The sequence below is a fragment of the Kocuria sp. cx-455 genome, from assembly GCF_057707085.1.
Map to the genome: position 1 here is coordinate 172546 of NZ_JBYIPM010000003.1, position 18114 is coordinate 190659.

Here is an 18114-nt window from a genome sequence, read left to right on the forward strand (position 1 = left end):
GCTAACAATCGGGGTGCCGTGGGCCGGCATCCCAGAGGAGAATTCATGGTACGAACACCCCCCTTTCAACCGGTCACCGTCATGGCGGTCTACGGGACCCTTCCCGAGGCCATCAAAATGGCGCCGCTGATCCTGGCGCTGCGCAACGATCCGCGTTTCCGGGTGCGCGTGGTCGTCACGGGGCAGCACCGCGAGGTATTGGAGCAGGTCAACGAGGATTTCGGGATCGTGCCGGATCACGACCTGGACATCCCTTCGCGCGGACAGCCACTCACACAGATCAGCGCCCGCATCCTCGAAGGGCTGACGCAGGTCCTGCAGACCGAGCGTCCCGATGCGGTGCTGGTCCAGGGCGACACGACCACTTCGTTCACGGGCGCGCTCGCGGCCTCCTACGCGGAGATTCCGGTGATTCATACTGAGGCCGGGCTGCGCACGGGCAACAGGTCCTCGCCGTTCCCGGAGGAAATCAACCGGCGTCTCACCGGGCAGATCGCCAGCCTGCACCTGACCCCCACCGCGGCAAGCCGCGAGAATCTGCTGCGGGAGAACGTGGCGGCGTCGGACATTGTGGTCACGGGCAATTCGGGCATCGACGCGCTGTTGGCCACCGTGGCGTCCCAGCCCAGGATCGCCGACGCCGCCCTGGCCCGGCGCCTGGACCGCGGTCGCCCGGTGGTTCTGGTCACGGCCCACCACGGGCAATCGTGGGGTGAACCGTGGAAGGCCGTGGGACGGGCCATTGCCACGCTGGCCAGGAGGCACCCCGACCACGACTTCATTGTCCCCGCGCAACCGAATCCACGGGTGCGCGAGGCGATCCAGCCCGCCCTCGGGGGGCGGGACAACGTGGTGCTGATTGATCCGTTGCCCTACGCGCAATTCTGCGCCCTGATGCAACGGTCCAAGATCATCCTGACCGACAGTGGCGGTGTGCAGGAGGAAGGTCCGTCATTGGGCAAACCGGTCCTGGTGCTACGTGAGACCACTGAGCGCCCGGAAGCCGTTGAAACCGGCATGGTGAAGTTGGTCGGAACCGATGAGAGCACCATTGCCCGAGAGGTTTCCACGTTGCTCAGCAACAGTCTCGCGTACGGTCGCATGGCGCGGGGGCTCAATCCCTACGGGGACGGCCGTGCGGCGGAACGCACGGTGCACGCGGTGGCTCGTTACTTCGGCATGGGGGATGCCGTGAACGAGTTCTCCTTCGATCAACCACCGTTCACCCGGGCCACCGCCCGCTGAGTTTTCACACGGTGTTCGAACTGGGGCGAACACCTATATTTCACGATCCACATCACGTTCAGGCGGGGGAGCCATGAGCACATCTTTTCAATTGTCGAGGGGCCAACGCGCCGCCTGGGTGGCGGGACTGCTCGTTCTGCTGCTCGTGTCCACCGCGATAGTTTTCGGGTTGACCAATGATTCGCTGCGCGAAGGCCAGGGTTCACCTCTGGTCAGGGAGTACACAACGGTCTCCGACGCCGACGGGGAGGGTTCGGAAGCCAGCTTCCCCGCCACGTTCGGCGAGGACGGTAAAGCCTCAACACTGGTGCTGTACGACAAGACGGATGATTCTTCCTCCAACGGTGAGCTGTACGCCGTGGCCACCGGCAACTTGGTGACCCATTTCGGAACGGCGGAGATCAAACCGGTGGCCGAGTACGTGCACAACGCCATGACCGACTATGACGCCGTGGTGTACATCGGCACGGATGCCGCGGCCACTCCCCCGCCGGCGTTCCTGGACGATGTTCTGACCTTGGACACCCCGGTGATGTGGGTGGGCGAGAACCTGAACACGATGACGAGCGGGCAGAGCGACCGAACGGCGCAGTTCCGTTCCGAATTCGGGTGGGATGCGGGCCAGACACAGGCCGTCAGAAGCGACCTGCTCCATTCGGTCCGCTACAACGACAAGGACGTGGCGCGGTACACCGATTCCACGGAGACCTTGGAATCGCCCGTCGTGGAACCCGCCAGCTCCGTGGAGGTGCTGGCCAGTGCGCAGTGCCGGAAGGACGACGCCCCGGTTTCCTGCGAGCCCGGCAATGCCGACGGCGCCCAGGACGTTCCGTGGGCGGTGCGTTCCGGGAATCTGACGTTCGTGAGCGAGATCCCGTTGGATTACATCGACGAGAATGACGTCTATCTCATTTATTCGGATTTGTTCTACGGCCTGCTGGCGCCGGATACCGCCCCGGTGAAGCAGGCCGCGGTGCGATTGGAGGACGTGGGGCCGGAGTCCGATCCCTCCGACCTGCGCACTATGGCCGACTACTTCCAGGAAGCCGGCGTGCCGTTCCAGGTGGCCGTGATGCCGATCCACATGGCCAAGACTCCCGAGGGAAACGATTGGTACGGGCTGAGTCTGCTGGATCGCCCCGAGGTGGTGGATGCGCTCAAGTACATGCAGGAGCGCGGTGGAACGCTGATTCAACACGGCACCACGCACCAGTTCGGCACGCTGGACAATCCCTACAGCGGCCGCACGGGTGAGGATTACGAGTTCTACCGCTACGGATGCAGTGCGACGGCGCGGCAGCCCTACGAGTTCGGGGAGTGCGAGAACACCTCCTACATCCGCCAGATCGGCCGGGTTTCCGAGGACACCGTGGAGCAGCACACCGAGCGGATCGAAAAGGGCCGGCAAGTGATGGTCGACGCCGGGTTGGGCGAACCGGAGATCTTCGAGACCCCGCACTACGCGGCCTCGCCCAACGCGTACGCGGCCATGGCCGATGTCTATGACGCCCGCTACGAGCAGAGCGACTACTTTGCGGGCATCCTCTCGGGCGAGCCCAGTGAGGCGGGCCAAGCCTACAGCCAGCACTTCCCGTACACCGTGCACGATATTTACGGCAGCAAGGTGTACCCGGAGAACCTGGGTAACATCACCGAGTCGGAACAGAACAATCACGCCACCCGCGATCCGGAGTTCCTGATCTCCCGAGCCGCGGCGCACCTGGCCGTTCGCGAATCCACGGCGAGCTTCTTCTTCCACCCCTACCTGGACATTGATTATCTGCGGCAGACGGTGGAGGGCATCCGGGAGTTGGGGTACGAGTTCGTGCCGGTGACGGAGCTGAAGTAGTAAGCCACCGGTTCATGGCCCAGGATCAGGGCCACGGCGTTGTCCCGGGTGGGGTGGTGGTGGTGCATTTGGGTCTCGACACGGCCGCGCGCGCGGCGCACACTGTTCTTCATCACAATGGTCCGAGCGTGACGTCAGGGCGCCCGGTGCACCGAGGAGGCACCAGTGAGTGCAGAGCAGCAGCCCGTGCGAGGAATTTTCCGGCGCAAGCCAATCGCCGCGGATCCCGACGACGACGCTCCCCTGGAACGAACAATCGGCCTGTGGCAACTTACCGCCATTGGCCTGGGCGCCATCATCGGCGCGGGCATCTTCGCCCTCACCGGCACGGTCGCGAAAACGGACGCCGGGCACCGGGGACGGGCACGTGATGGACCTCTTCGCGGTGGTGTTGTGCCTGGGGGTCGCATGGCTGCTCAACCGCGGGATCAAGAGCAGCGCGCGGGTGGAGAGCGCGCTGGTGTTCGTGAAGATCGCGATCGTGCTGGCGGTGATCGTGGTCGGCGCGTTCTACATCCAGCCGGAGAACCTCTCACCGTTCATGCCGTACGGGTTCGGCGGCGTGGCCACCGGGGCGGCCACGGTCTTCTTCGCGGTGTTCGGCTACGACGCGATGAGCACCGCCGCCGAAGAGAGCAAGGACGCGGAGAAGAACCTGCCCAAGGCGATCATCCTGTCCCTGGCGATCGCCATGATCCTCTACCTGCTGGCCTGCACCGTGCTGACCGGGATGCAGCGCTACAGCGAGCTGTCCGACACCGCGGCGTTCGCGTTCGTGTTCGAGGCCGTGAACCTGCCGATCTTCGCCCGGATCGTGGCGGTCGGGGCGATCGTGGGCATCATTACGGTGCTGTTCTCCTTCAGCCTGGGCGCGTCCCGCGTCTGGTACGCCATCAGCCGCGACGGACTGCTGCCGCGGTGGTTCGCGCACCTGAACAAGCACCAGTCCCCCTCGCGGCCGGTGTGGATCGTGGGGATCGTCTCCGCCGGGATTGCGGGCTTCGTGCCGATCGGGGAGGCGGCCGAGCTCACCAACATCGGCATTCTGTTGGCCGTCATCGTCGTCTCCGCCGCCGTGATCGTGCTGCGCTATCGCTCCCCGGACCTACCGCGGACCTTCCGCACCCCGTTCATGCCCGTCACCCCAATCCTGGGCATCGGCTTCTCGATCTGGCTGGTGACTCAGCTGCAGCCCGCCACCTGGGTCCGGTTCGCCGTCTGGTTCGTGATCGGGGCGGCGGTCTACGGCTTATACGGCTATCGACACGCGAAGCTCGGGCACGGCGAGGTGGTCCAGACCGATGAGCGCGGCTGAACGCCCCCGCCGCGCCGGGAATCGTGGATAAGGAGCCCACATGAACTTCTTCCGACGGCAACTGAATTTCCGCAATTACAACCTGGGCGTCTTGGCGATCGTTGCGGCGGGGGCCTACCTGTTCCTGGTGGCCCTGGCCCTCGCTTATCTGCTGTACTTCCTGGTCTACCCTGGCCCGGACGCGATCGGTGCCACGTTCGAGGGGCTGCCCGCCATTGCGCTGACGGCGCCGACGTCGCTGCTCCTGCTTCCCGTCACGGGCCCCTTCGACGCCTTCGGCCCCGGCGCGGCCGTGTTCGTACTCGTACTTTCCGGGCTCGTGCAGGCGTTCGTGCTGTATGTGGTGCTGCGGGGGCGGCGTCGGGTGGCGCCGAAGGCCGCGGCGGCGTGAGTGGGTGCATTCAGGGTCAGCGGCCGGATTCCGTGCTCGATTCCCGGGAACCTCCGCCCGCGGTGACGGTGTAGCGGAGCAGTACCACGCCGGAGCGGAAGGTTCGCGTGCCGATCAGTTCAAGACCCGGCAACGAGCTGTTCTCGGCGACGAGCCCCTTCCCGCGCCCCTGGACGGCCGGGTACACGAACAGCCGGATCTCGTCGACGAGTCCGGCGGCGATCACCTCATGTGTCAGGGTGATGCTGCCGGTCAGTACGATGTCACCGCCGGCGGTGGTCTTGAGACGGCGCACTTCCTCCACCGGGTCGCCGGAGAGAACGGTCGAGTTGCGCCACCGTGGATCGGTCATCGACGAAGAGACCACGTACTTCTGCACCTGGTCGAGGTAGGCGCCGGCCGATTCGTCCGTGTGGTGGGGCCAGTAGCCGCGAAAGTCCTCGAACGTCTGCCGCCCCAGCAACACCGCGTCCGAGGACGCGCCCTGGCGGTCCAGTTCTTCCTGGAGGTCACCGACATCACCCTGGGGTGAGGGGTCGAACCAGTCGTCAAGCATCTCGATGCGTCCGTCAACGGTGATGTTCTCGGTGAGCAGTAGCCGGCGCATGGTGGCCTCTCTCCGCGGGGGTTGATGTTCGAATAGATTACTGTGTTTTCCGCCGGGCGGGCAGTAGTCTGATCCACCGCAACGTGTGTTCCCGTGGGGCCGGCCACCTTAGGCCCCGCCGGGTTCAGGAGCAGCTTCCGGGAGTCCGAAGAAGCTCGTAATACTTTTTCCGTGCCTTCATCGCGTGGATCTCCATGCTATTCAGGCAGCATCGACCCAGGCGCGTACTGCGGCGCGTAGAGCCTCCGAGCGGTTCATGTGCTGGTCTTGGGCCTTCCGTGCCAACAATTCCAACAGTTCTTGATCCATGCGGAACTGAACCACGCTACCGGCGGTCTTGCCCAGCACCAGTGGTCGTCCCCGACGACGCATCTCCTCCACGTCGTAGCCGGCCTCGGCCTCGTCAGCCCAGGTCTGAATCTGCTCGTCTCCAACAGGGCGGCCGTTGATCATTCTCATACTAAATATTGTAGTACGTAAATCAGGGTCCGAGTCTGCCACTCGGCACCGTTGAACGGGTGGCCCGCGCGCATGCCCGGCCGGCTCAGCGCTTGCCGAACTTCGTCCGCGTCACCACCAGGCCCAGCAGCGAGATCAGTGCGATGGCGATGTAGTAATAGCTGGGGGCCAGTAGCGAGCCCGTAGAGTTCACCAGCCACGCCAACACGAGCGGGGCAAAGCCCCCGAACAGCGTCACGCCCACGTTGTAGGCGATCGACATGCCGGTGGTGCGGATGTTGGTGGGGAACATCTCCGACAGCAGCGCCGGCAGCGGGCCGAAGTACAGCGCCATCAGCGCACCCAGGACCACCTGCACCGCGGTCAGCATCCCTACGCCTGGGGAGGCCACCAAGATCACGAACAGCGGGTAGGCCACCACGACGGCGGCTACCGCCGCGACCGTCATCACCCGTGCGGGCCCCACCCGGTCCGCGAGCTTGCCCACCAGGGGCGCCCCGATCAGGGTGACGATCCCGGAGATGATGCCGCCCAGGTATCCGGCGTACCCGGGCAGGTGCAGGTTCTGCACGGCGTAGGTGGGCATGAACAGGATGAGGTAGACCGACACCGATGCCAGGCCCACGACCGCCGCGGAGGTCAGCCACCTCGGTGCCGCATGAATGAGGGTGGCGCCCAGGGGTGACTTCACCTGCTCACCCCGGGCCTGCTGGAAGTCCGGGGTCTCCTCCATCCTCAGCCGGATATACAGGCCCACCGGGCCGATGAGCAGGCCAACGAAGAACGGCACGCGCCAACCCCAGCTGTAGAGCGCTTCATGGCTCAGGAAGGTGTTGAGGGTGAAGCCGAAGCCGGAGGCCAGGAACATGGCCACGCCCTGGGTGGCCACCTGCCAGCTGCCGTAGAACGCCTTGCGATCCGGGGCGTTCTCGATCAGGAACGCCGTGGCCGTGCCGAACTCGCCACCGGCGGAGAAACCCTGGATGAGCCGGGCCACCAGGATCACCAGGGCCGCCGCCGGGCCCAGGACGGCCGTGGTGGGAGCGGTGGCCATGATCAGCGTGCCCAGCATCATCAGCAGAATGGTCAACGTCAGCGCGCCCTTGCGCCCGTGTCGGTCTGCGTAGGAGCCCAGCACCATGGCCCCCAGCGGGCGGATCAGGTAGGACACGCCAAAGGTGCCGAAAGTCAGCAGGATGCCGAGGACCTGACCGCCTTCACTGCCCGCGGGCTCGAAGAACAGCGCGGAGATCACCACGGCGAACGACGAGTAGACGATCACGTCGAACCACTCCAGGGCATTCCCGATGGACGACGCCACCACGGCCCGCCGCGCTCGCGAGCGGTCCTGCGCCGTGACGGGCGTTCCGTGCGTTCTCGCGCCCGGGTTTTCTGCAGCCGTGCTCATGCTGTTTCTCCATCTGTTCGGGTCCGGACGAGAATGCCGAGACGGTGCGTCACGACGCGGCGTCGAGCCGGTCGATCAAGGCGTTTACAAAGGCCTCGCAGGCCTGCAGCTGCTCCAGTTCCACATACTCGTTCGCGGTGTGGGCCACCGCAATGTTCCCGGGGCCGCACACCACGGTCTCGATCCCGGCCCCGTGGAACAGGCCTGCCTCGGTACCGTAGGTGACCTTCTCATCCGAGGGCAGCCCGCCGCAGTCCCGGGCCAGCCGCACGACGTCGGCATCCGCGGCGGTCTCCAGGCCGGGGCCCTGGGCCTTGACGGCCAGCTCTATGCGGGCCGCGGGGTTCTCCGCGCGCATCTCGGGCTCTAGTTCATCGAAGAGGAAGCCGCGGATCTTCTCGACGACCGGCCCGGGATCGACGGTGCCCAGCGCCCGGAACTCGAATTCGGCAGTGCACGCGTCCGGGACAGTATTGTTCGCGATGCCGCCCGCGATTTGGTTCACCCCGCCGGTGGTGAACGGCACGGGGTAGGCATCGTCGAAGGGGCCGTTCTCCCGCCAGTCCGTCGCCAATTTCCGGTAGAACTCAGTAAACCGCCCCGCGTAGTGGATGGCGTTGACCCCGTTCGGGGTGAGGGAGGAGTGGGCCGCCACCCCGTGGAAGCGGGCCTCGAACAAGTTGATGGACTTGTGTCCACGCACCACCCGCATGCCGGTGGGCTCGCCCACGATGCAGCACCACGGCCGGATGCCCCGCTCCCCCAGACGGCCGATCATCTGCTGCGCTCCGAGCAGGCCGACCTCCTCGTCGTAGGAGAGGGCCAGGTGCAGGGGCTCGGCCAGCTCCGCCTCGAGCATCCGCGGCAGCCTGCTGAGGACCACGCCCAGGAAGCCCTTCATGTCCGTGGTGCCCCGGCCGTAGAGCCGGCCGTCCCGCTGCTCGGTGGTGAACGGGTCACTGTGCCAGTCCTGCCCGTCCACGGGCACCACGTCGGTGTGCCCGGAAAGCACCACGCCGCCCTCGGTGCTGCCGTCGCGGGCCGGGATGGTTGCGAAGAGGTTGGCCTTACGCACCCCGGCGGCGTCTTCCTCGGGCAGGACCAGCGGTTCGACGCCGGCGCGCCGCAGCTTTTCCGCCACCCACTCGATGAGCTCCACGTTGGAGTTGCGCGAGGTGGTATCGAAGGAGACGAGGCGGCCGATCCAGTCAAGAGAGGAAGTCATGAGCAGACTCTAGGCGTAGGCACCAGCGGCCGGTCAACCCTCCGCCCGGGCCCGCTCACCGGCCCGCGCCGGCGGCTACCTCTTGACGACCCGGGCGGTGACGGGGGTGTGGTTGGCGAAGATGTCCTGCACCGGGCAGCGGGCCTCCACGGTGCGCCCGAGCTCCTCGTAGCGCTTTTGCGACTCCGGGCCCGTGATGGACACAGTCAACCGGACCTCGCTGAAGCCCGGGCGGACGGTCTCGTCCGCGCCGAACAGGCCGCGGACGTCCAGGTCGCCCTCGGCGCCGATGTCGATCCCGTCGAAGCGGATGCCCAGCTGGTGGGCGTAGAGCCGGTAGACCACCACCTGGCAGGAGATCAGCGCGCCCAGGGCGTACTCGACGGGGCTGGCGGCGGTGTCCTCGCCGGCCAGGGCCGCGGGCTCGTCCACGGAGAACTCGTGCTTGCCTGCAGTGATGCGCGTGGCCACCGGGCCGGTGCCCTCGCCCGTGATCTTGAACGTCAGCTTGGCGCTGGCGGGGCTCTTGGCGATGGTGCCGGACCAGGCGGTACCCGCCTCGTCCAGACGGTCGGCACGATCCTGGGCGAGGTCACGCAGAGCTGTTTCGGTCATGACGGAGTCCTTCCTCTCGGCGCACGCCGGGGCGGAGCGCCTTACTTACGCCGCCCGGCCGGGCCGGCGTCGAATCGTCACCTGGGGCGCCCCGCTAAAGCGACGAGGGTTGCCGTCCAACCAGCCAGGGCCAGGGGTTGGAGCCCTTGATTCCGCAGGCGATCTTGCCAGATCGGGAGGTCGGGATGCGCAACGGAGCGTAACGGGAGGACTTCTGGGGCACCGCCGACAACGCATAGTGCTGGACCGGGCGTGAAGCCCTCGCAGAAGATGTCGATCAATCGTGCTGGCGGGAGATGAATCCCGCCATCCCGGGGACTGTGAAGGCGACGACCCCGTGGTCCGGTGCGTAGATCAGCCCCTTGCTGATCAGATTTGCACGGGTCGGTCCCAGGCTCCTGCCTTTCCGCTTCAGCCGGTTAGCAACTTCGCCTGATCCGACCCCGTCGTCTCCTTCAGGGCACATGGCCCGCAGGTACTGCTTCTCCGCCGCGGTTGTCCGGTCCCACCGGGCGCGGAAGAAGCCGTTGTCCAGTTGTCCCTGGCCGACAGCTACCCCCATCCGAGCGTCTTCGAACTCGATCGCGGCCCCGGTCGCTGCGTTCCATGTCTCCTGACCGAACTGTTGGATGAAGTACGGGTAGCGACCTGACGTCGTGACGACGTAATCAAGAGCATCGGCACTCCAGTCAACACCTTCCTTGCGAGCGGGTTTGAGGATGGCCTCGCGGGCACCGTCGCTGTCGAGTTTCTTGATCACGCTGTAACGGAAACGCTCCGAGTACGATTTCGCCTCCGCCAGGGTCTGGGGCAGGCTGGGTAGACCCGCCAGAGCGAACAGTACCGGCAGGTCGTCGGTCGCAGCGGACTGCATGACGGCCGCAAGGGTCTGGATCTCCTCGGAGCTGAGGTCTTGAGCCTCATCGATGAGCAACGCCAGACTTACCCCGTCTTCACTGGCAGCCAAGGAGACATCGCGGACCAGTTTGCCCAGATCAGTCAGCAGAAAGCCGCTGTCTGCGGCGCCACCAGTAGCGCCGCTCAGGTCGACACCGAAGTTCCAAGTGCCTGTGGTGTCGTACGAAGCCTTGAATGAGAGAGCAGTCTTCAGGGCGCGAAGGAGCCTCTTCCCCGCAGACGGTCGCGCCAGGTCCGACAGGGGGCCGTACAGCCCTTCGCCCACCATCTCGCGCAGAGCGCGACCAGAACCAGCTTCGAGCTGAACGGTGATCCAATCCCGCGTCTCGGCATCTCGGCGCAGCCGCGACAGGAGAACTGTCTTCCCGACTCCGCGTAGGCCATAGAGAATTATCGGCTGATCCGTCTTGCCTCGTTCAGCTCGTTGCAGGGAAACGCTCCAGGCATCGATGACATCGTTGCGTCCGACCAGGGCAGACGGCTTGCGACCGGCTCCTGGGGAGTAGGGGTTGCGCACAGGATCCATTAAGGCCCTCCCGGGGGATAGCGAAGTCTAGGGGAGTATAGCGTTTTGCTATACTCCCCTAGACTTCGCTAGAACTCGCGGGCAGGGATGCTGGAGCCGCATCTGGTTCAGTTCCGGGCGCGAAGCGGTCCCCCTCGTAGACTGCCTACGAGACCCCCGACCCCACGAGTAAGGCACCCACTCCCGTGTTCAACCACGCCTCCTTCATTTGGGGTGCCGCGGACATCCTGCGCGGCACCTACAAGCAGCACCAGTACGGCGATGTGATCCTGCCGTTCACCGTCCTGTTCCGCCTGGACGCAGTGCTCACCCCCACCAAGGAGGACGTGCTGGAGGCCATCGGCCCCACCTACGTGGACACCGAGCCGCCCCTGGCGATGATCCGCAACCGCACCAAGCAGGCCGGCAACGAGCACACCTATAACTTCTTCAACCGCTCGCGACACACGCTCAAGACCTTGCAGGGGGACCCGGACAACCTCGAGGAGAACCTGCGCGACTACGTCAACGCGTTCTCCGAGAACGTGCGGGAGATCTTCCAGAAGTACGAGTTCGAGCAGACCATCTCCGGCCTCGCCCACCATGACCTCCTGCTCCAAATCCTGCAGCACTTCACCAAGGCCAACCTGCACCCGGACGCGGTGTCCAATGAGCAGATGGGCCATATCTTCGAGGAACTGATCCGCAAATTCGCGGAGGCCTCCAACGAGACCGCCGGTGAGCACTTCACCCCGCGCGAGGTCATCGACCTCATGGTCACGCTGCTGCTCCACGACGACGAGGAGCTCACCACCCCCGGCATCGGCCGCGACGTCTACGGTCCGGCCTTTGCGCGCAAGTCGATGCCCTCATGGAACACCGCACTAAGACTCAATCCACCGATCAATGGTGTAATCAAAGGGCATCTTCCCGAAGGGGCGGACAGTCACTATATATTGTGGAGGGATAGGAAATGAAGCATCTCGGTGATAATGAATGGCTAGGTGATTTCTGGCTCCCTGAACGCCCCGACGACACCGTAGCCGGGCTGTTGTGCGTTCACAACCACAAACCTATTTTGATTCTGTTAGGGCAGCTGGGCCTTTTTTCTGCACCGCGTATCCCCATCATCCACGGTGCGCTGGTCGCTGGACAACCGTTTATCACGCTTTTCGACGCGGTAATCGATTCGGAATCCCAGCCAGGAGTTTTCAATGCCTGCAGTGTAGATCTTACCGGGCAAACCCTGCAAGCCAGTTGGATCGTGTACGGGCACTGGCTTACCGAACAAAGTCGTGTAACACACGCGTTTGTTCACCTCACCGGCCTGGATACCTGGGCACAAGTACCCCCTCCCTCGGTGGAACCATGCCTCGAAGGCCCCGGCAAACAGCCGGAAGTTCCAGCTATTGCCTTGACCTCTCTAGAAGGGGCCCAGCTTGGTAGCTTGCGGTTGAAATTCCGGGCGGAGCACACTGTCGAGATGGGTCTGACGGCTACGAAAAGGACTGCTCAACTGGAATGGGTAGCGGCCGAACCTATGACTTGCGAGGACGTTACTGAGAACATCGTTATTCCCCTCAAGCAGTTCTTCGCCCTCATCCGCACCGGGCCAGCTGTCATCGACCGATACCGGCTCCGCGTTGCTGACGTTGCTGGCATTTCCCTGGAAGTCGATGGCTGGATGGTAGCTGACTCCATTGAGGAGCGACGCCACGAAACGAACGCAGTCCGCAGGACAGAGACCGGTGTGGAACCCATCGCCAGGTGGTTAGAGCGCTACAAAACTCTCGGGCGGGCGCCTACCACCACGGCAAATGCATTAGCCGGTCACTATCCCTTCCTCGACGGTAAATTCACCACGATGGCCATGACCTCAGAAGGTTTGCACCGCAACCTTCACCCCGAAAAGTGCGGGCTCACTCGCGCACAAACTAATGCGGCCAAGCGAGCCATCAAAGCGGCCACGGATATTGACGAGGCCACCAAGGAGAAGCTTTCATCGTTGCTGGGAGGACAATTAAGTCAACCAAGCTTTCGAAATCGCATCGCGCAGCTCCAGGATGATCTCCAGCCCCTCACTCAGTTTTTGTGCGGTCCTACTCCAGAGTTGCAAAATTGTTGGTCTCAAAAAGTAGTAAGGCTACGAAACGACTACGCCCATGCGCTGCGGGATGAATTCGAATCTGGCCTAACGCGGGTACTGGCCTCATCGCTCACGCTGCTGGTGGCTGCACGTTGTTTAGTCGAAGCTGGGTACAGGCCGGAACAGCTGTCCGAGTCTTTTCCTAAAACTCGTGCTGGGCAAAACCTCATCCACTACGGGCGTGTTTATCTTCCTTCGCTTTACGGTCCTATAAATTTCAAAACAAGCAGCTGATCTCGACTGGTGTCCCCTTATTCTGAGGTGGTGGGAGCTATTCTAGGGTCATTTTGAGCTGCTGCGAGCAATGGTATTAGAGTGCAATAGTTGATTTCAGTTGATGCAGCCACGATCGTTGCGCTTGCAATTCCTCGCGCTCGGATTCGCGGCCCCGCCCGGGCGGGGGTCGCCCGGGGCCGACCGTATACCAGCAGTGCCCGACGCTCGACCATCCTGGGTGGCGACAGCGCCTTCGTCTCTGGTCCCACGGATACGGTTACCAGGTGCTCCAATCCGTCCAGGCGCGTTGGAATCCGCTGATGCTCATGGTCCAGTAGCTGTCTTTGTATTTCTTTCCGCCCCACATCCAGAGATCCAGGCCGGCGTCAAATATCTTGGGCGGAGGCCTTGGGCCGATTTAAGATCGAGATTTGCTGGTCGATTTCATGGCGTCACTACCGGGCTGCTGCTGGAGACGAGGTCTCGCCAAGAGGCAGCCTTCTGCACCTCGGTCTCGTAGGCGATCAGGTAGCCCCACCGCTGGTCCGCGAATTCGGGCACGGTGAGCAGCTCGCGGATGTGACGTTGGGCGGCGGTTCGCTTGGCTTGTACGGTCTCGTCGTGCTCTCCGGCGTCGTTCTTTCCCTCGATGATCCAGTGCACACCGTCTGTGTCCAGGGCGAGGAAGTCTGGGTAGTAGGTGTTCCGCGGTGTGTAAGCGATGCTCGCGCCGTCTTGACGTTCCAGGCGCAGCCACCAGTTGATGTCCTGAGACTTGTCCAGCACCTGCGCGAGAGCGTATTCGCCGGAATAGGAGTCGAAACGGGCGGCGACGAACACGTTCTTCGACCAGCCCCCGTACCAGCGGCGGACCTTAAACCTCGTACGGTCGTCGATCTGTTCGTGGACGCGATCCCCTGAGGGGAGTGTGATCTCCCAAGTGTGGGGCACGTCCACGGAGGCGACGGTGGTGCTGGTCCGAGCGGTGGCCTCGTGGTCCCGGATTACCTGGGTCAGCATGTCTCGGATGCGTCCGGTGGCAGAAGCCAGGGATTTCACGGTCCAGTCGGTGGTGTTGGCCTCGCGCAGGAACGTGGGCACCACAATGGCACGTACCAAGGTGTGGTTGTCCTGTGTACGGGGCAGTGCCTGCAGGGTAAGGGCGGCGCGCTCAAGTTCGAGGGCGACGTCACCGAACGACACGGGGGTGGACTCCACATTGGCCTGCTCCACTGAGCGCAGACGCAGGCGGGTCTTGAGCGTGTTGACCAGCACCTGCTCGCGCTCAAGCACATCCCCGGGATCATGAACTTTCCGGGCGTAGTAGCGGATGGTCTCGTCCGCGATCTCGGCCAGGTTCAGCGGGGGCACGGTGCGGGCCATGGTGACCCGGGGGAAGCGGACGTGAAAGCCTCCGGCGTTGCGGTACCGCTCGGCGAGGCGGACCACTTCACGCTCGGGCACGCGCACGGTGCGATCGAGGTCCGTGTCATCGTTGATTTCTACGAAACGGACATTGGGTAATCCGATGCCGGACTCGGCGGGCTGATCACCGCCCGTCCCGGGGGCATCCTCGGATTCATCCGGTGAGATGGCGTCCTGTCGACCTGCGGTCAACGCCGACGGCGGCACGGGTACAGGCCTGGTCTTCCTCTGCTCCGGGGTCACCGCCTTCTCGAGGCCGAACTCCTTGAGGACCTTCTCCGCGCTCAGGTGCGCTTTAACAGAGGCGTGGCTGAGGATGTCCAAGGTGTCCACCTGTTTGTCACCGGTGATCGCGCCAAAGGGAAGGCGGAGTCCGCGCCCGATGGTTTGCTGGGTGAGCGTCTCGGAGGCGAGGGCACGCAGTGTGACCATCACGGCGATGGACTTCACGTCCCAGCCCTCCTTGAGCTTGTTCACGCTCACCACCGCCCGTACGGTGGAGTAGGGCTGGTCGAGATCTTCGAGGCGCTGCTGGGTGAGCGCGTCGTCGTGGGTATTGTCTACCTGGAGCACGGCATCATCGGATCCGAGGTAGGCAGGTGTCCGGAGCAGCTGGGCAACGTCCGTGGCGTGGGAGACATCGGCACACACCACGAACAGGACGGGGTTGATCTTCTTCGAGTGGGGATGCGCGAGCACGTGGTTCTTGTAGGCGTCCTGCTTGATACGCAGTAACACAAGGGCGTCCTGGAGCTGCAGCTCCTCGCCGCCGATCTCCGGGTAGCCGGAGGCGCGGTACGCGATGACTGGGGTCTTCACCATCCCGTCCGCGATAGCCTGCCACAGCGGGTAGCGGAACACCACGTGGTCATTCTTGGACGCGGACGCGGTAAGGCCCACGGTGGCGGCAGGTTGCAGGTCCTTGATGGCCTGGTGGAAGGCCTTGGCCTGGGCACCGTACAGGTGGGATTCGTCTGCGAACACAACCAGGTCCTCCTGGTCACGCAGGTACTCGAACAGGTTGCCGGAGGTCTCGTCGAACCGGCGGATGCGCCGCTGGGTGGCCTGCACTCCCGCCCCCTGGGTTTCGCCCTCTGCCTCCCTGGGGGCAATCAGCTGCTGGATATTGAAAACGAAAAGCTGGGAGGCCTCTTCAGCCCGGAAGAGCTGACTGCCGGGGGCGGTCTGGGCGGCACGCCAGGCCGAGTAATCCTGGGGTGTGGTGACCTGGGGCTCGACGGCGGCCCCCGAGATGTGGCGGCGCGTGCCGGGGGTGAAGTTCTGCACAGTCTTGGCCTGTACCACGGTGGAAGGGGTCACCACCATGACGTGGCGGATGCCCTGCCGGCGCAGGTACTCGATGAACCCGGCCATCAGGTAGGTCTTGCCGGATCCAGTGCACATGTCCATCACCTGGGGCACGGCCGGGTCATAGTCACCGGCGAGGGCGTCTATGAGGACCCGCAGGCCGACGGTGTTGTGGGGGCGGAGTCCGAACTCGCGGCTGATCTGGTCGATTATGGCCTGATCCCGGGTGAGATGTAGGCGAGGGGCAATTGCGGCGGGGATGCTCATACGGTCGCTTCCTCGGCGATAGGGGCGGGTTCGGCGTCGTGGTGAAAGAACAGATCGTCCGGGATATGCAGCACGCGCACGCCGCGGGCGCTGCGGCGGAGGATGGTCTGCACGCCGTCTGCGCGGCCGGAAGCGGCGATGGTTAGACCCTCGTCTTCGGCGAGGTGACTGGCGAGATCCAAGGCGAGTTGCTCGGTGAGCGTGCCCTCGATGACGGTCAGTCGCATGCTGTTCTTCACCCCGTCAAAGTATGGATGTTCAGGGGTGAGACGGAAGCCGAGGTTAGCGGCTACGGATCGGACGAGGGCTTTTCCTGTGGCGTGCTCGGTGAGGGTGACGAGGTTCAACGCGGGGTCGTATTCGAACACCGAGGGAGCGAGCGTGGCGGTCGTGAAGCCGCCGCCTCCGCGCCAGTTCAGGGCCGATTTGGTCTTCGTGGTTTTGGTGAGTGCCTTCAGCTGCTTCACCGCGGCGCTGGTCTTTAGGCCGTCTGGGTTGTCTTTGATGACCTTGTTCAGCAGGTAGGTAAAGGTTTGCGCGTCCTCAGCACTCATGCCCTCGGGAAGTACGACCTCGTTCGCTGCCAAGCGCCCACCGTCCACGGAAGTGATGCCGCCCGGGTCCTGGCCGTTTACTACCTTTTCCAGACGGGGACGAGTGAAGCGATGCATGGTGTCTTCGAGGAGTTCGCAGGTCACCCAACGCCGGCCCATCTTCTGCGCGACGGCAGCCGTGGTGCCCGAGCCAGCAAACACATCCAGCACAATGTCCCCGGGGTTCGAGGCAATATGGATGACACGTTCGAGGAGCCGCTCGGGCTTCGGGGTGGCGAAAGGATTCTGGCCGGGGAAGAGCGCCTTGATCTCGGACTTCGCCTCACGGTTGTGACCGACCTCGCGGTTGGTCCACCAAGTACGGGGTGGCTGGCCTGTTGAGGGAATGTATGACTTTCGGCCGAACGAGGTGTCGGTGATGTAGAAGGCCGTCCAAGATCCCTGTTCTTTCCTCTGACGATATCTTCTTGCTGATTCCTCCAGATTCGTTGCGAGCATGATGGCGGGGACCGCGCGACGAACCGTGTCAACCGAAGTTCCGCAGAGTTCGGCGCGCTTGGTTTCGTCGTGGATATCGCGCAATTCGTAGTCAGCCCACTCGCGGAGGGCGTTGAAAATGTCCGACTGCGAGAAGGCCCAGTGTCGTCCTTGTGCAGGGTAGACGAGTTCTCCCGTCACTGGATGTTGAATGGCGTACACCATGCCCTGGTGAGTAGCTGCGCCCGGTGCTGTCCGATTATCAGAAAACCAACGCCCAACCGGATCATCGTCCGGGTTGGAAAACCGGGAGTTTTCTGCCTCTGAACGCGGCATGCGGTTGAGGGCGGCGCCAGCGTCACGGCCGTATACCAGCAAAGTATCGTGATCAGCCGAGAAACCTTTGGCATCGGAGCGGGGCGAATCCGACTTTTGCCACACCACCTCCGCCATAAAGTTCCCCGCTCCGAACACCTCGTCCATCAGTACGCGCATACGGTGGACCTCCACATCGTCGAGGTGTACCCAAATGGACCCCTCCTTGACGAGCAGCTTTCGCAGGTGCAGGAGGCGGTCCCGCATCATGGTCAGCCAGATGGAGTGCTCAAGGTTGTCCTCGTAGTGCGCGAAGGTCTGAGCCGTGTTGAACGGTGGGTCGATATAGATGCACTTCACCTCGCCCACGTACTTCTCGGCCAGTTCAGGGACCTGCGTGAGTGCCTCCAGGATGTCGCCGGACTCGCCATGGATCAGGAGGTTGTCTGTCTGCGGCTTTAGCTCGGCGCGGTCTGTGTAGGCGCCGTTCTCGCCCTTGGGCGACTGGATTCCTATGATCTGCTCGCCGAATACGAGCGGGCGCACTTCGCAGTACCTCGGGTCGCGCGGATCTACCCACGTGTAGCCGTAGCGACCGTGCTCCGCAGGGATCAGCGCCTTGTCCTTGTGAGCCCAGGTCAGTTCCAACCGTGTGCGCGCCATCGTGCTCCTCGCAGCCTCCTGTGACACCCAGTTCCAAAGCGGGGGTCCTGGTTGTCTTCGTCGGACTCACATTACCGGCGTCAATACGCTATTTCTGCATTCTGGCTGTGCCTCCTGCCGCACAGTTGGTGCTTCGATTGAAAAAGCGTCTGCGGCGATGAGCAAATCCCGACTGATGGGGCGACACCGGGAATTGCGTTAGTACC

14 protein-coding genes and 1 riboswitch are annotated in these 18114 nt (G+C 63.8%); of the genes, 6 read left to right on the forward strand and 8 right to left on the reverse strand.

Going from position 1 to position 18114, the window contains the following annotated elements:
* Nucleotides 1-45: 45 nt before the first annotated feature.
* From wecB to AC3ENJ_RS06345, 4 genes are all read left to right on the forward strand, one after another.
* On the forward strand, nucleotides 46-1245 hold the full coding sequence (gene wecB / locus AC3ENJ_RS06330) for a non-hydrolyzing UDP-N-acetylglucosamine 2-epimerase (RefSeq protein WP_431813427.1): 1200 nt from the start codon (nucleotides 46-48) through the stop codon (nucleotides 1243-1245).
* 73 nt (nucleotides 1246-1318) lie between these two features.
* On the forward strand, nucleotides 1319-3094 hold the full coding sequence (locus AC3ENJ_RS06335; protein WP_431813428.1) for a DUF2334 domain-containing protein: 1776 nt from the start codon (nucleotides 1319-1321) through the stop codon (nucleotides 3092-3094).
* Nucleotides 3095-3263: 169 nt separating this feature from the next.
* Nucleotides 3264-4409, forward strand: coding sequence for an APC family permease (locus AC3ENJ_RS06340; protein ID WP_431813429.1), 1146 nt, complete (start codon nucleotides 3264-3266; stop codon nucleotides 4407-4409).
* A 40-nt stretch (nucleotides 4410-4449) separates the two neighbouring features.
* Nucleotides 4450-4800, forward strand: coding sequence for an SCO4225 family membrane protein (locus tag AC3ENJ_RS06345; RefSeq protein WP_431813430.1), 351 nt, complete (start codon nucleotides 4450-4452; stop codon nucleotides 4798-4800).
* 16 nt (nucleotides 4801-4816) lie between these two features.
* Here AC3ENJ_RS06345 and AC3ENJ_RS06350 read toward each other — a convergent pair whose 3' ends face one another.
* From AC3ENJ_RS06350 to AC3ENJ_RS06375, 6 genes are all read right to left on the reverse strand, one after another.
* A complete protein-coding gene (locus AC3ENJ_RS06350; RefSeq protein WP_431813431.1) occupies nucleotides 4817-5407 on the reverse strand; it encodes a dihydrofolate reductase family protein in 591 nt (196 codons plus the stop codon).
* 201 nt (nucleotides 5408-5608) lie between these two features.
* The gene (locus tag AC3ENJ_RS06355) at nucleotides 5609-5866 is read right to left on the reverse strand and encodes a ribbon-helix-helix protein, CopG family (protein ID WP_431813432.1); all 258 of its coding nucleotides are present in this window, start codon (nucleotides 5864-5866) and stop codon (nucleotides 5609-5611) included.
* 85 nt (nucleotides 5867-5951) lie between these two features.
* Nucleotides 5952-7274, reverse strand: a complete 1323-nt coding sequence (locus AC3ENJ_RS06360; RefSeq protein ID WP_431813433.1) for an MFS transporter — start codon at nucleotides 7272-7274, stop codon at nucleotides 5952-5954.
* Nucleotides 7275-7323: 49 nt separating this feature from the next.
* A complete protein-coding gene (gene argE, locus AC3ENJ_RS06365; RefSeq protein ID WP_431813434.1) occupies nucleotides 7324-8499 on the reverse strand; it encodes an acetylornithine deacetylase in 1176 nt (391 codons plus the stop codon).
* A 75-nt stretch (nucleotides 8500-8574) separates the two neighbouring features.
* Nucleotides 8575-9114, reverse strand: a complete 540-nt coding sequence (locus tag AC3ENJ_RS06370) for an OsmC family protein (RefSeq protein ID WP_431813435.1) — start codon at nucleotides 9112-9114, stop codon at nucleotides 8575-8577.
* A 36-nt stretch (nucleotides 9115-9150) separates the two neighbouring features.
* Nucleotides 9151-9266, reverse strand: a riboswitch (SAM riboswitch).
* Nucleotides 9267-9391: 125 nt separating this feature from the next.
* Nucleotides 9392-10549, reverse strand: a complete 1158-nt coding sequence (locus tag AC3ENJ_RS06375) for an ATP-binding protein (protein WP_498957842.1) — start codon at nucleotides 10547-10549, stop codon at nucleotides 9392-9394.
* A gap of 194 nt (nucleotides 10550-10743) precedes the next feature.
* Between AC3ENJ_RS06375 and AC3ENJ_RS06380 the strand changes: the two genes are divergently transcribed.
* Both AC3ENJ_RS06380 and AC3ENJ_RS06385 read left to right on the forward strand, forming a co-directional pair.
* Nucleotides 10744-11514 carry a type I restriction-modification system subunit M N-terminal domain-containing protein gene (locus AC3ENJ_RS06380; RefSeq protein ID WP_431813437.1) on the forward strand — a complete coding sequence of 257 codons (771 nt, stop codon included), beginning with the start codon at nucleotides 10744-10746 and terminating at the stop codon, nucleotides 11512-11514.
* Nucleotides 11511-12917, forward strand: a complete 1407-nt coding sequence (locus AC3ENJ_RS06385) for an ApeA N-terminal domain 1-containing protein (RefSeq protein ID WP_431813438.1) — start codon at nucleotides 11511-11513, stop codon at nucleotides 12915-12917. The genes AC3ENJ_RS06380 and AC3ENJ_RS06385 overlap by 4 nt, the downstream gene beginning before the upstream one ends.
* Nucleotides 12918-13343: 426 nt before the next feature.
* On the opposite strand, the gene AC3ENJ_RS06390 is transcribed toward AC3ENJ_RS06385, so the two are convergent.
* Together AC3ENJ_RS06390 and AC3ENJ_RS06395 are read right to left on the reverse strand one after the other, a co-directional pair.
* The gene (locus AC3ENJ_RS06390; protein WP_431813439.1) at nucleotides 13344-15899 is read right to left on the reverse strand and encodes a DEAD/DEAH box helicase; all 2556 of its coding nucleotides are present in this window, start codon (nucleotides 15897-15899) and stop codon (nucleotides 13344-13346) included.
* Nucleotides 15896-17908, reverse strand: coding sequence for a site-specific DNA-methyltransferase (locus tag AC3ENJ_RS06395; RefSeq protein ID WP_431813440.1), 2013 nt, complete (start codon nucleotides 17906-17908; stop codon nucleotides 15896-15898). Before AC3ENJ_RS06395 ends, AC3ENJ_RS06390 begins: the two co-directional genes overlap by 4 nt.
* Between the last annotated feature and the right edge of the window lie 206 nt (nucleotides 17909-18114).